Below are 13,293 nucleotides of genomic sequence, written 5' to 3' on the forward strand. Positions count from 1 at the left end.
GCTCATGGCCCGATGATCGGCAGGGGCTTATCGTCGTCCTTGACAGCCACCGTGCCCATCAGCGTGGGGAGGGGCCGTGCGCCCGTTGCTGACCGACCCTGCCGCCGACCGGCTGGCCAAGGGCGTCGGCGTGGCGCTGGCCGGCTGGGCCGTCGCCGCGCTGGGCCTCGGCAGCCCGGGCGGCCACCCGATCTTCCTGTACGGCGTGACGGCGCTGCTCTGCGTCGGCCTGTACGGCAGCGTGCACGGCATCAACAAGGAGTCGGTCTCCGGCGACGTCAGGACGGTCGTCCTCGCCGTCACCGTGGGCGTGCTGCTGAAGACGGCGCTGATCGCGGGCGTGATGTGGCTGTTCTTCGGCCATCCCGCGGTCATCCTGCTGGCACTCGCGGTGGCCCAGATCGACCCGCTGTCGGTGGGCGCGCTGATCGGCCGGGCCCGCATGTCGCCGCGCGCCAAGTCCCTGCTGCTGGCCTGGGCCTCCTTCGACGACCCGATCACCGCCCTGCTGACGGTCTACCTGTCCTCGCTCGTGCTGGGCACGACGGGCGGGGGCTACGCCGGCTACCTGACGAACCTCGGGCTCAACCTGGTCTTCGCCGGCGCTGTCCTGGCCGCCGTCCTGGCGGCCAGGCGCTGGGGGGCCAGGCGCTGGGGGGCCGACCGACGGATGCGGCCCCGCCTGGTACGAACCGGCTCGCTGCTGTTGCTCATCGCGCTGCTGGCGGTCGCCACGGCGCAGTTCCTCGTCCTCGGGATGGCTCTCATCGGGCTGTTCTTCCGCCCCGAGCTGGGCAGGCTGCTGGACGGCGCGCTCACCGGCGCCTTCTACCTGGCCACGTTCGCGATGGGCACGCTGCTGGTCGCCGGCATCGAGCCGGCCATGGCGCTGGTGCTGGGCGTGGCGGCGTTCGCGGCGCAGGCCGTGGTCGGCGGCCTGCTGATCACCCGTGGCCTGCCGGCGCGCGACCGGGTGAGCCTCGCGCTCGGCCAGCAGAACGGCATCACCGCGATCCTGCTGGCACTTGCCCTCGCCCCGGCCTACCCGCAGGCGGTGGCGGTGATCGCGCCGGCCGTGCTCGTGGTGAACGTGCTGCACGTGGCCGCCAACACCGGCTGGCAGCGCGTGCTCACGGCCGGACCGCGGAGACCACTCCGTTCAGCACCCGACGTCCCAGCTCATCCAGCACTCGGGAGCGTTCGTCCGGCCGTGGCGAATGCGCAGGACCCCGTTCGGGAGCCGCCGCGCTGAGCGGCGCCGACGGCAGCGACTGCACGGTCACCTCGAACGTGCGGCAGATCGCCTGCAACTCCTCCTCCTGGCCGGGGCTCAGCCGCCCCGCGGGCGAGCCGGCCAGGAACTGCGCCACCCGCTCCTGGAACGCCCGCACCAGCAGCCGCCGCACCAGTGTCGCGCCGGCCGCCTCCACCAGGTCGCGCGAGGCCAGCCGGCGCCTGGCGCGCAGGCTGTGCTCGCTGCCCGCCGGGTTGTCGAAGACGTCGTGCAGCAGCCGGTCGAGTTCGCCGGTGGCCTCGGTGGCCGCGCCCGCCCGCTGGAACTGCTCGGCCACGGCCGGCGGCAGCACGCTCAGGTCGGGCTCGGCGGCGCCGGACGGCGGGGCCTGCCTGAGCCCGGCGACCGTCTCGTGGAGCTGGTCGATCATGTTCTGGGTGGCGCTCTGCTGCCTGCTCAGCCGGTCCATCCGGCGGCGCAGCCCCTCGAGGACGTTCTCCTCGGCCGAGGCGGCCAGCCGGTTGAGCGCGACCTCCAGCGTCTGCCTGAAGCGCCCGCCGAAGTCCTGGACGTTGAACAGCAGCGGCTGGCGGCCGAGCAGGCTGGACACGCCGGCCCGCATCGACGTGGCGAGGTGGCCGTTGACCACCGCGATCAGCTCGCACGGCACCTGGCTGGCCCGCGCCGCCGCCACCCTGCGCTCCAGCTGGGCGTCATCGCCCGGGCTGAGCAGCGACCTGGTGACGAGCACGGCGACCGCGGCCCGGCCGTCGGCGTAGCGGACCCAGAAGTCGATCGGGTCGGTGTCGGCGGCGAGCACCACGTCGGTGCGGAAGTCGAGCCCGCTCTCCTCCAGGATGCGCCGCACGGTGGTGCTCACCTCCCACGACTCGAACTCGTGGCGCTGCCTGACGGCCTCCCTGATCGTGGCGGTGGTCACCGGCCTGCCGGTCGGCTCGACGATCGCCTGCGCCCGCCGGAACAGCGAGAGGATCTCGCGCGGATTGCCGTCGGTCATCTGCACCAGCGCCTCGGCGACCGGCCCGCTCACCTCGTCGCCGCGCTTGCCGACGAGCTCGATCGCCTCCTCCCGGTCGAACGGCGAGGGCGTGATGACCCGGGTGCGCTGCAGCGTGCCCCGGCTGACCAGCGGCAGGCTGTCGGTGGGCCCGCAGTAGACCAGCAGCCCCCTGGCGTCGATGAACACCTTGACCAGCTCTTCGAGCGAGTTGACCGCGTCCTCCCTGGCCTGGCCCTCGCCCCCGAGCAGCTTCTCGAACTCGTCGATCACCAGGACCATGCGGCGGCGCATCCGGCCGCCGAGATAGACCAGCACCGACAGCGTGTGGTAGGCGTCGGCGGAGGTGACGAGCTGGCGGTGCACGCCCCTGGCCCGCAGCTCGGGGCTCGGCGGCGCGCCGCCCAGCCACTCCCACACCGCGTCGGTCAGCTCGTCCATCACCATGAGCGCCAGCGCCGTCGCCCACACCGAGTGCTCGGTCAGGTGCCGCAGCATGCGGCGCAGCTCCTCCTGCAGCGCCCGCTTGGCCAGGTGGAAGTGCTCGACCACCTTGCGCGGGTCGAGCGTGCCGTCGCGCAGCCGCGACCTGATCTCGCCCGCCAGCTCGGGCCCCGCCTGCTCCTCGCCGATCTGTTCGGCGGTCACCCGGCCGTAGTAGTCGATGACGAGGTCGTGCAGCCGCTCGCGGCCGAACTGCTCCAGCAGGATGTTGCGGAACAGGTAGCCGAACTCGGAGTGGGGCGTGTCGAGCTTGAGTATGACGGCGTCCTCGTGGCTGCGCGCGATGCGGTGCAGCACCGACGTGGCCAGATGGGTCTTGCCCGACCCCAGGTCGCCGATCAGGGCCAGGGCGCGGCCCGACTCGCCGAGCTCGCCGCCGCCCGTCGACAGGTAGCCGTCGACGAACCGGTGGGCGCTGCCGAAGGCCGGGGTGACCACGGTGATCGCGGTGGGGTCCGTGTCGTCGCCAAGGCGCAGCGTGTAGGTGACGGGGACCTCGGGCTCGTGCGGTCCTTGGCTGCCCTTCATGACTTCTTGTCTTTCTCCAGCCGGGTGAGAAGGCGCATCACGATCTTCTCGCCGAACGCCTTGAGTTTCGCGGGAGTTATGTCCCTATGGCCATAATCCTCGAAGAAGAGGGCCAGCTGTTCGAGCGCCTGACTGGGTGTCTTGAAGGGGCGTACCGCTTCGGAGAGCTCGTGCATTTCCGCGTCCCCCAGGGAGACTCGACGTTTGACCAGAATTTCGCGGATGTCGCATCCCCCGCCGTCCAATAGTCCGACCGGCAGGAAAATTGTATGGCAGGTGGGGTGCCTGCCGAACTGACCGGCGAGCTTGCCGGGGTCGTCCGTCAAGGACTCGGCGAAGAAGACCATCCGCCTGCGCGCCAGCTCCTGGAAGTTGCGCACCCACTTGAGCTGCAGGTGCTGCGGGAGGAGGACGACGGCCACGCCGCCGCGTTCGTTCAGGACGTCCCTGATTCGGCCGAACGCCACATACGGATCATCGGTCGCCTGCCGCAGCGATTCCACATCCTCGTGGAGGGTCCATTCCTCCTCCTCCAGGAGTACGGTCATCTGCCGGGCCAGCCACAGCGCCATCTCGGAGAACTCGGTGCAGTCCTCGTGGCCGGTCGACTGGCTGTAGTCGGCGACGCAGACCCGCTCGACCTCCCGCTCGCGGGCCAGCAGGTGGGCGCAGCGCTGGATGAACGTGCTCTTGCCGACCCCGCGCGGGCCGTGCACCAGGATCAGGTGGCCGCGGGCGGCGACCCGCTCCTTGGTGACGGCGGTGTCGAAGCGTTCGTACAGCAGGTCGTGCATGCCGTCGATGAACGCGAACAACGGCAGGTGGTCCACCCGCTCGTCGAAGAAGAGCAGCGGCCCCGTGTAGGGGGAGCCGTCGGGGCTCGGCGGGTGGACGGGGTTGGTCATGCGCGCCGCACCCCCAGGTGGGGCCGCCACGGCCGGCGCAGCGCCCTGTCGAAGCCCGCCAGCCGCTCCGACAGGGTGGTCAGGGCCGGCTCGATGTCGCCGTCGTGGGCCTGCTCGCGGGTGAGCCGCTCGGTGAGCAGGCGCCGGGCCTCGGGCACCTGGCGCCAGCCGGGGCGGAACCTGCTCACCCTGGCGAGCTGGGCGGCGAGCTTCTCGTACGCCTCCTCGTACGGCCCGGCCTGCGGCGTCCTGCCCGCCTGCCGGGCGGCCCGGTATTCGCGGGCCGCCACGAGGAAGGCGTCGGCGGCGTCGCCCAGGTCGTCGGCGTGCCTGACCGCCACCGTCGAGGCGTTGCGCCACTCCGTGGAGACGAGCGCCACCAGGCCGCCGGCCAGCACCGGCAGCAGGATCGACACCACGGTCGGTAACGGGCCGTCGGCCGGTTTGGGCGGGGCGACGTACGTCATCGCCTGGCAGGCCCGGGTGAACGCGGCGCGGTTGTCCTTCGCCCACCGGCCCGGGTCGAGGGTGGCGGTGGGGGTGACGATGCGGCCCTGGGCGGCGCTCAGCCGGTCGTCGAGCGCCGCCGCCGCGGCGGCCAGCTCGGGCTGCCGGGAAGGGGAAAGGCACTGGACGATCTGGTCGTCGCGCAACGGCGGGGCGGAATGCGAACATGCGGTCAGTGCTATGGGTGCGCCGAGGAGGAGTAACCAGCCGAACACCCACAAACGTCGCATACCAGGATTCCTCGCCTCGCCGGTAATTGCCACGATAACCGGCCCCTCCAGCGTTAGTGCGCGGTGGTCACAAGCTCGTCATATGACAGCACAGGAAACCCGCCCGCCGGAAGGCGGAATACGGACGAGGGGCCGGTGACCGCGACTTTTCGCACCGGGCGGAAGGCGTGAGCGGGAAATGGCGCCTTTCCCGGCGGTCAGGACGCGGTGGCGGTGGCGGGCTCCCTGTCGTCCCCGGGGACGGCGGGCCGCTGGGGGCCGCGGGCGAGCACGTACACGAACAGCACGGCCATCACCGCGACGCCCGCCCACATCGCCTGCCGCCAGCCCGCCACGAACGACTCCCTGGCCACCAGGACCACTGTGTCCGCGTACGGTCCCGCCCCGTCGATCGCGGTCGCGACGCCCTCGCGCGCCCGCCCGGCCACCTCCTCGGGCACACCGGACAGCCGCGCGCCGACCGCGTCGCGGTAGCCGGCCGACAGCAGCGCGCCGAGCAGCGCGACCCCGAGCGCGGTGCCGAACTCGCGGGTCACGTCGTTGAGCGCGGACGCGACACCCTGCCGCTCCCGTGGCAGCGCGGCGGTGATGGCCTCGGTGGCGGGCGTCATCGACAGCCCCATGCCGGCGCCCATCGCCAGCATGCCGGGCAGCACGGACAGGTAACCGCCGGGAACGGAGACGATCGAGGCCATCAGCGCCAGGCCGGCCCCGGCCAGCAGGATCCCGGTGGCCATGGTCGCCCGCGGCCCCACCCGCGCGGCCAGTCGCGCCGCCAGCCCCGAGCTGAGCATCATCAGCACCGCCATGGGCATCAGCGCCACCGTGGACAGCAGCGCCGTCCAGCCGAGCACCGCCTGCAGGAACGGGAAGAGCACCACGAAGATCCCCGCCTGGACGCCGAACACCGCCAGCAGCGTGACCGACCCTCCCGCCAGGCCGCGCTCCCTGAACAGCCGCACGTCCAGCAGCGACGCCTCCCGCCGGCGCAGCTCCCACGCGACGAACCCGGCCGCCGCCACGAGACCGGCGGCGAGCGCGGCCAGGATCTCGGGCGCCGCCCAGCCGCGTACGGGACCCTCCTGGAGCGCGAAGATCAGCCCCGCCACGGCCACGGCGGAGGCCACCGCGCCCACCCCGTCGAAGCGGTGCCCGTGACGCTCGCGCGAGTCGGGCACCGACCGCACGGTCATGACCAGCGCCACCACGACCAGGGCCAGCGGCAGGACGAACGACCACCGCCAGGTCGCGACGTCCACCAGGGCGGCCGACAGGAACATGCCGAGGATGCCGCCACCGCCCGCGACGCCCGTCCACACGCCGATCGCCCGGCCGCGCTCCTGGGCCGGGAAGGTGGAGGTGATGACGGCGAGCGTGATCGGCATGATCATCGCGGCGCCGACGCCGCTCGCCAGGCGGGCGGCCAGCAGCACCTCCGCCGTCGGGGCCAGCGCCGCCGCCGCGCTCGCCCCTCCGAAGACGGCCAGCCCGGCGATCAGCATGCGCCTGCGGCCCCAGCGGTCGCCGATCGCACCGAGCGGCAGCAGCAGCGCGGCCAGGGTCAGGGTGTAGACGTTGATGATCCACAGGATCGTGCTCTGCGCGGCGTCCAGCTCGACGGCCAGCTCGGGCTGGGCGACGTTCAGGCCGGACACCGAGGCGATCACCGCCATCAGCGCGACGCAGACGGCCACGAGGATCGCGCGCAACCGGCGCGGCTCGTACGTGCTCATGAAAGGTCCTTTCGCAGGTGGTCCTGCGAACGTAGCCGCGGCTTGCCGCTGAAGCATAAGCTGTTGCCCATGACGCAAGACGATGACGACCTCGACAGCCTGGTACGCAAGAGGATCCGCGCCCTGCGCGTCGCCCAGGGCTGGTCACTGGAGGAGCTGGCCGCCCGTGCCAGGCTCAGCCAGTCCACGCTCAGCCGCATCGAGAACGGTCAGCGCCGCCTCGCGCTCGACAGCCTCGTCACCCTCGCCCGCGCCCTCGACACCTCGCTCGACCAGCTCGTCGAGACCGCCGGCGACGACGTCATCAGCAACCCCATGATCGACGCCTCCCACCAGCTGATGCGCTGGCCGGTCAAGGCCGACCCGGGCCTGAGCGTCGTACGCCAGCGCATCACCGAGCCGCCCCCCGACAACCCCGCGCGCATGCGCGCCCACCCCGGCCGCGAATGGCTGGTCGTCCTGTCCGGCACCGCCGTGCTCCTGCTCGGCAACCGGCGGCTGCGCGTCGAGACGAACCAGGCGGCCGAGTTCCCCACGATGCTGCCGCACGCCATCGGCGCAGAGGGGCGGCCCTGCGAGGTCATCGGCATCTTCGACCGCGACGCCCGCCGCGGCCACCGTCCGGGCCAGGAGGCTTGAGCCCTACGAGGCGGGCGTCAGCCGGTAACGGATCGGCAGGCGCTTCAGGCCGCCGACGAACGTCGTCGCCGTCCACGCCGGCTCGCCGTCCGGCTCGACGCTCTCCAGCCGGGGCAGCAGCTCGGCGAACAGCGCCGCCACCTCCATCCTGGCCAGCGCCGCACCCAGGCAGTAGTGCACGCCGGTGCCGAAGGCCAGGTGCCGGTTCGGGTCGCGGGCGACGTCGAAGCGGAACGGCTCGTCGAAGACGTCCTCGTCCCTGTTGGCCGACGGGTACGACAGCAGCACCGACTCGCCCGCCGCGATCGGGACACCGCGTACGTGGGTGTCGGCGCGGGCCGTGCGCATGAACGACGTGACCGGGCTCACCCAGCGGATCATCTCCTCCACGGCCGAGGGCAGCAGGCCGGGGTCGCGACGCAGCCGGTCCAGCTCGCCGGGGTGGCGGATGAGCGCCTCCAGGCCGCCCGCGACGGTGGAGCTGGTGGTGTCGTGGCCGGCGGTGGCGATGAGGATGTAGTAGGAGGCGATCGTGGTGTCGTCGAGCAGGCGGCCGTCGATGCGCGCGCCCGCGATGCAGGAGGCCAGGTCGCCGGTCGGCCGCGCGCGGCGGGCCGCGGTCAGGTCGTGGAAGTACGCGAACAGCTCCTCCAGGGCGCCCATGTGCGCGCCCGGCGTGCCCGCCGCCGTGCTTCCCTTGTCGCGGTCGTCGTGGCCGAACAACTGCTGGGTGAGCCGCAGCATCAGCGGATAGTCGGACTCGGGCAGGCCGAGCAGCGCGAGGATCGCGTACAGGGGGTAGGGCGCGGCGATCTGCCGGGCGAAGTCGCAGCTGGAGCCGTGCTCGGCCATGAGATCGACGTGCCTGCGGGCCAGCTCGCGCACCCGGTCCCGCAGCGCCCGCATGGCCTTCGGCCGGAACCAGTCGGCGGCGATCGCCCGCAGCGGCCGGTGCTCGGGCTCGTCGAGGTGCACGAGACTGGCCAGCGCCTTGCCCTGCGCCCGCCGCTCCTGCAGGGCCGCGTCGAGCGCGGCACTGCGCAGCACGGGGCGCGGCGCGTTCAGCCAGAGTGTGTGGTCACGCTCGACGGCATGTACGTCGTCATGCTTGGTGACCGCCCAGAACGGGTTATAGCCGTCAGCCTGCACATAGTGGACGGGCGCCTCCCGCCGCAGCAGCGTGAGCGCCGCGTGCAGCAGCCCCTCATCGGCGTACGCGGCGGGCGTCGCCAGCACCCGCCCCGCCTCGGCGACGGTCATGCCGTGGACGCGTTCGTGCGTGAGCGGGTCGGTGGGCGATGGTGAAGGCGATGGCGATGGGGATGGCGATGGGGATGGCGATGGCGATGGGGATGGCGATGGCATGGTGGCGGGCTCCTGGTCGGCGGGTGTGCGGACGGTGGTGCGCCGCCTGCTGGGGAGGACGCTCCCGAGCCGCGGTGGAGCCAGTCCCCCCGGCGGACCGGCCCCCGCCTGCATTATGACCCCGAGGAGCGCCGGCGCGCCGGATCAGGAAGGCCCCGAGAGCGCCGGCGCGCCGGAGCCCGAAGGCCCCGGCGCGCTTTCCCGCTGCGGGCTCAGCGGTTGGAGACCTCGGCCACCAGGCGGGCCAGCTCCAGGCGGTCCACGTTCGGGCCTGGGGCGGTGGCGTTGCCGATGGTCAGTGCTCCGTCACCCGTCTTGAGGGTGAGCGGGGTGGCCTGGGGCCAGAACTCGTCCCAGGCGTAGTTGTGGCGGAACACGCCGCGCGTCGTCGTGCCTCCTGCTTCCGTGATGTCGAGGTGCCGGCTGATCACATCCGTGTTGTAGGGGTGCCCGGTGTTCCTGTCGGCGTTGCCGTAGTGGACGACCAGCACGTACGCGCCGGGGCCGAAGCCGTCGGGGCGGGCCAGGGTGAGGGTGCCGGCGGGATCGCCGCCCAGGTCGGTGACGTACGCGCCGCCCGAGGCGTTGGACGCGCTCGTCCCCGGGACGGTCACCGTCTTCGCGCTCCCGCCGAGCGGCGCCCGCTCGGCCTCCACCCGGTGCACGGTCCCGTCCGACGCGGTGGCCCTGACCGTGGTCAGCGCGCGCAGCTCCAGCCCGGCCGGGCCGCCCACCTCGACCTTGGAGATCCCGGCAGGCAGGTAGACCCGCGCCCGCGACGCGCCCTCACCGGGCCGTGTCGCGCGCAGGCCGGGGATCTCCCGCCCGTCCACGGAGACCCGCAGGTCACCACGCCCGCCGGCGTGGTAGGAGAAGGTCAGGTCGTGGTAACCGTCCTCGCGCGCCGCCACGAAGTACGTCGCCCGCGCCTTGCCGCCCAGCACCACGGCCGGCCCCTTGCCGCCCCTGGTGATCCGCGCGCCGCCGGACAGCCGCGCCTCGTCGGCCCCGTGGACCGCCCGGTGCGGCCCGCGCACCTCGGTCAGGTCGAACCTGTCGAGCGTCACGTCGCTGCCCGGCAGCCGCGTCCCGTCGCCGGTGCTCGTGCGCAGCGACAGCTCGTGCGTGCCCGCCTTCAGCTCGATCTCGACGTCGGTCCTGCCCCGGTAGGTCCACCCGAGGTCCGCCGAATACTGGACGATCCGGTCGAGCTTGCCGTCCACGAAGAGCGCGTGCCGTCCTGGCGCCTTGTTCGTGCCCTGGTAGACGCCCAGCCGGTAGCGCCCGTCGCGGGGCACGGTGACCGGGAACGTGACGGCGGAGTCGTCCTGGTTCATGCCGCCGACGTCGCGCTTGCCGGACGTGGCGTACAGCTGCGGATCGGCCGTCGTGTCCTGGTCGAAGACGCGGGCGGCGGTGAGCGTGGCCGACTCGGCCTCGACCGACACCGACCACGGCGCGTCCGCGGCGGGCGCGGGGCCGCTCGACGGCACGACCGTCACCCGGTACGCCGCCATCACGTCACCACCCGGCACGTCCACGGTGATCGCGCCGCCCGACACCTTGGCCCGGGTCGCGGCGACGACCGGCGGCTCGGTCGCGTCGCCCTCGTACCCGGTCCAGGTCGTCTTCGACACCACGACGTCCACCCGGTCGCCGAAGACGCGGCGGTCGAGCCCGGACACGTCCAGCCTGATCGGCGCGGCACCGCCGCCGACCAGGATCGTGCCGCGCCGCGCGGACTCGTCGAGCGCCGCGACCGCCTGCACGGTGTCGGCGGCGTTCAGGCGCGGCGGGGTCACCTTGACGGTCCGGCCGGTCAGGTCCGCGTACCACTTGAGCAGCCACCAGCCGCCGTTCGCCTGCCGGGTGCGCACCGCGTGGTCGCCGAGGTTGCCGGCGTACGTCCAGTACGCCATGTCGGCGTCCACCTTGGTGTCCTCGAACAGGGAGATCCACTGGATCATCTGGCCGGGCACCGACATGTCGCGGCGGTTGCCGTACTCGTCGATGTTGATGGGCAGCGGGCCGATGCCGAGCTCGCCCTCCATCGCGCGGTAGTGCTCGTAGTGCGAGCGGTAGTCGGCGAGCCGCTCACGCTGCAGCTCGTGCCAGGCCATGATGTCCGGCAGGCAGTCGTCCTGCCCGGCGCAGGGCGTGTCCTTGGCCCAGGTGAGGAAGTCGCGCAGCCGTTCCGGGCGGTAGAACGCCTCGTTGGGGCCGACGATGCGGGCGGCGGGGTCGATCGAGCGGATGCGCTCGAACACCGCCTTCCAGTCGGAGAAGAAGCGCTCCTTCTGCGTGGCCCAGTCCTCGTACCAGATCCAGTCGGGCTCGTTGAACGGCACCCAGACGAACCTGTCCTTGTCGTCGGGCCGCTCGCGGACGACCTTGCGCACCATCGTCTCGACCTTGGCCAGGTAGTCCTCGATGCCGAGGTCCTGGTACGGCCAGCGGCTGTAGACGTCCTGCATGTAGATGACGACCTCGTCGCCGCCGGCGGCGAAGAACCCGTCGGCGACGGTCAGCGCGTCGCCGTTGGGATGCTGCTCGCCGTCCGGCGCCTTCTGCGCGACCGTACGCGGACGCGCGCCGGCCACCAGGCTGTCGCCCGGCACGCCGGGGTCGGACAGCGCGTAGAGACCGCCGGTCGCGCCGCCGTGCACGGGGCCGGTGCGCTGCGCGAAGTCCACGGCGACCACGTCAGGTGCTGCTGCGGTGGCCGGGGCCGACGTCATTGCGGCGAGCGTCACGACCGCGACGGCGGACGCGAGGGCGTGCCGTCCTAACCGGTGTCTGGGCATGGGACAACCTCCTGATAAGCGGGGGGCTACTTGACGGCACCGCCGGTGATGCCGGAGATGATCCTGCGCTGGGCGACGGCGAACACGACCAGCAGCGGCAGGCTCATGAGGATGATGTAGGCGAAGATCAGGTGCCAGTTGCTGAGGTACAGCCCGGCGTTGGCCACCTGGAACAGGTTGAGCGGCAGCGTGTCCAGCCGGCCGCCGATGACGAAGAAGGCGTAGAAGACGTCGTTCCAGACGTACAGGCAGATGAGGATGGTCGCGGTGGCGAGCACCGGGCGCAGCAGCGGCAGGATGACGGAGAAGAACACCCGCAGCGGGCCCGCGCCGTCCATGCGGGCGGCCTCCTCCAGCGACAGCGGCACCGTACGCACGAAGCCCGTCACGAAGAAGATCACCGTGGACAGGTAGATGCCGACGTAGACGCCGACCATCCCGACCAGGCTGCCCGCCAGGCCGAGCTGGCGCAGCAGCAGCACGATCGTCACCACGGCGGGCGGCAGCACGATGCCGCTGATGGCCAGCGCGTACAGCACGGCGACGAGCCGCGAGGCGCGGCGGGCGAGGATCCACGACGCCATCGACCCCAGCGCCAGCACCAGCGCCACCGACGGCGCCACCACCAGCACGCTGCCGAGGAACGCCGCCGGCACCTCGCCCTGCTCCCAGACCTGGGCCAGGTTCTCCCACAGGTGCCAGCTCGACGGCAGCGACAGGTCCGGCGAGAGCGCCTCGGCCTGCGACTTGCCCGCCGTCACCACGACCAGCCACAGCGGTACGCCCATCACGAGCAGGACGAGCACGACGACCGCGACGGGACGCAGCCGGGCGGCCAGGCCCCGCGAGAGCAGCGGCCGGGCGGCACGCGCGCGGCCGGGACCGCCGAAGACAGGCGCCGTCACAGGATCTCCTCCCTCTTGCGCAGGATGCGGATCACCGGGAAGGCCAGCAGCGTCACCATCAGGAACAGCACCAGGCTCATGGTCGTGGCCTGCGCGAACAGGCCCTGGCCGAAGGTGCGGTAGATGAAGATGTTGAGGATCTCGGTGCTGCGGGCCGGGCCGCCGCCGGTGAGCGCCTGCACGATGTCGAAGCCGTTCATCGAGCCGAGCAGCGAGGTGGCCACGTTGAACGTGATCGCCGGCGCCAGCAGCGGGAAGCGCACCGCCCAGAACGCCTGCCACGGCGAGGCCCCGTCCATGCGGGCCGCCTCCGCGACGTCCTCCGGCACCGACTTCAGGCCGGCCAGGTAGATGAGCATCGACAGGCCCATCCACTTCCAGGCGTGGATGACGGCGGCCAGCACCAGCGTCCACGTGGTGCTGCCCAGCCAGGCGACCTCCACCTGCTGCCCGGTCAGCGCCGACAGCAGCCCGTTGAGGCTGCCGTCGGGCTTGAGCAGGGCCTGGAAGAGGTAGCCGACCGCCAGTGCCGACATCAGCACCGGGATGACGAACACCACCCTGGCCGCCCTGTTGAGCCAGGTGTCCCGCTCCAGCAGCACCGCCAGGCCGAAGCCGAACAGGTTCTGGAACACCGCCACCAGCACCGCGTAGATCAGGGTGACGCGCAGCGCGCCGAACAGCGTGCCGTCCGACAGCAGCGCGGCGAAGTTGTCCAGGCCCACGGGACGGATCTCGCTCTTGAAGCTCGACCAGTCGGTGAACGCGTAGACGAAGTTGAACAGGGTCGGCAGGAAGAAGAAGACGAACAGGATCGCGAAGGCCGGGACGAGGAACCACATCGGGTGCGTGCGGTTCCTGCCCGCCCCGGCGGGCGGACGGCGCGTCTCCTGGGCGGACCGCTCTCTGGTCATGAGCACT

The 13,293-nt window shown here is 72.2% G+C and carries 9 protein-coding genes; 1 reads left to right on the forward strand and 8 read right to left on the reverse strand.

Translation table 11 applies throughout. The features are described 5' to 3' along the window. Positions 1-1,130 precede the first annotated feature (1,130 nt). The 4 genes from AB0K18_RS43860 to AB0K18_RS43875 all read right to left on the reverse strand — a co-directional run bounded on the left by AB0K18_RS43860 (position 1,131) and on the right by AB0K18_RS43875 (position 6,659). A complete protein-coding gene (locus tag AB0K18_RS43860) occupies positions 1,131-3,284 on the reverse strand; it encodes a hypothetical protein (protein WP_364927061.1) in 2,154 nt (717 codons plus the stop codon). Then, on the reverse strand, positions 3,281-4,189 hold the full coding sequence (locus AB0K18_RS43865) for a hypothetical protein (RefSeq protein WP_364927064.1): 909 nt from the start codon (positions 4,187-4,189) through the stop codon (positions 3,281-3,283). Before AB0K18_RS43865 ends, AB0K18_RS43860 begins: the two co-directional genes overlap by 4 nt. Next, entirely contained in the window at positions 4,186-4,926 is a 741-nt protein-coding gene (locus AB0K18_RS43870) for a hypothetical protein (RefSeq protein ID WP_364927066.1), read from the reverse strand. Before AB0K18_RS43870 ends, AB0K18_RS43865 begins: the two co-directional genes overlap by 4 nt. Positions 4,927-5,123: 197 nt before the next feature. Further along, positions 5,124-6,659 (reverse strand): MFS transporter, encoded by a 1,536-nt coding sequence (locus tag AB0K18_RS43875; protein WP_364927069.1) that lies wholly within the window; start codon positions 6,657-6,659, stop codon positions 5,124-5,126. A gap of 69 nt (positions 6,660-6,728) precedes the next feature. Between AB0K18_RS43875 and AB0K18_RS43880 the strand changes: the two genes are divergently transcribed. Then, entirely contained in the window at positions 6,729-7,298 is a 570-nt protein-coding gene (locus AB0K18_RS43880) for an XRE family transcriptional regulator (protein ID WP_364927071.1), read from the forward strand. A gap of 3 nt (positions 7,299-7,301) precedes the next feature. Here the strand turns inward: AB0K18_RS43880 and AB0K18_RS43885 are convergent, their stop codons facing one another. The 4 genes from AB0K18_RS43885 to AB0K18_RS43900 form a co-directional block, all read right to left on the reverse strand. Continuing rightward, entirely contained in the window at positions 7,302-8,558 is a 1,257-nt protein-coding gene (locus tag AB0K18_RS43885) for a cytochrome P450 (protein ID WP_364927075.1), read from the reverse strand. Positions 8,559-8,875: 317 nt separating this feature from the next. After that, a complete protein-coding gene (locus AB0K18_RS43890; protein ID WP_364927077.1) occupies positions 8,876-11,467 on the reverse strand; it encodes a hypothetical protein in 2,592 nt (863 codons plus the stop codon). 26 nt (positions 11,468-11,493) lie between these two features. After that, positions 11,494-12,372, reverse strand: a complete 879-nt coding sequence (locus AB0K18_RS43895) for a carbohydrate ABC transporter permease (protein WP_364927079.1) — start codon at positions 12,370-12,372, stop codon at positions 11,494-11,496. Further along, positions 12,369-13,286 (reverse strand): sugar ABC transporter permease, encoded by a 918-nt coding sequence (locus AB0K18_RS43900; protein ID WP_364927081.1) that lies wholly within the window; start codon positions 13,284-13,286, stop codon positions 12,369-12,371. The genes AB0K18_RS43895 and AB0K18_RS43900 overlap by 4 nt, the downstream gene beginning before the upstream one ends. Between the last annotated feature and the right edge of the window lie 7 nt (positions 13,287-13,293).

This window comes from Nonomuraea sp. NPDC049421, from assembly GCF_040677005.1.
Taxonomy (GTDB): Bacteria; Actinomycetota; Actinomycetes; order Streptosporangiales; family Streptosporangiaceae; genus Nonomuraea; species Nonomuraea salmonea.

What these genes read in the sequence shown, in the direction of transcription:
- AB0K18_RS43860 (WP_364927061.1), bottom strand. Translation starts at nt 3,284, where the DNA reads ATGAAGGGCAGCCAAGGACCGCACGAGCCCGAGGTCCCCGTCACCTAC.
- AB0K18_RS43865 (WP_364927064.1), bottom strand. Translation starts at nt 4,189, where the DNA reads ATGACCAACCCCGTCCACCCGCCGAGCCCCGACGGCTCCCCCTACACG.
- AB0K18_RS43870 (WP_364927066.1), bottom strand. Translation starts at nt 4,926, where the DNA reads ATGCGACGTTTGTGGGTGTTCGGCTGGTTACTCCTCCTCGGCGCACCC.
- AB0K18_RS43875 (WP_364927069.1), bottom strand. Translation starts at nt 6,659, where the DNA reads ATGAGCACGTACGAGCCGCGCCGGTTGCGCGCGATCCTCGTGGCCGTC.
- AB0K18_RS43880 (WP_364927071.1), top strand. Translation starts at nt 6,729, where the DNA reads ATGACGCAAGACGATGACGACCTCGACAGCCTGGTACGCAAGAGGATC.
- AB0K18_RS43885 (WP_364927075.1), bottom strand. Translation starts at nt 8,558, where the DNA reads ATGACCGTCGCCGAGGCGGGGCGGGTGCTGGCGACGCCCGCCGCGTAC.
- AB0K18_RS43890 (WP_364927077.1), bottom strand. Translation starts at nt 11,467, where the DNA reads ATGCCCAGACACCGGTTAGGACGGCACGCCCTCGCGTCCGCCGTCGCG.
- AB0K18_RS43900 (WP_364927081.1), bottom strand. Translation starts at nt 13,286, where the DNA reads ATGACCAGAGAGCGGTCCGCCCAGGAGACGCGCCGTCCGCCCGCCGGG.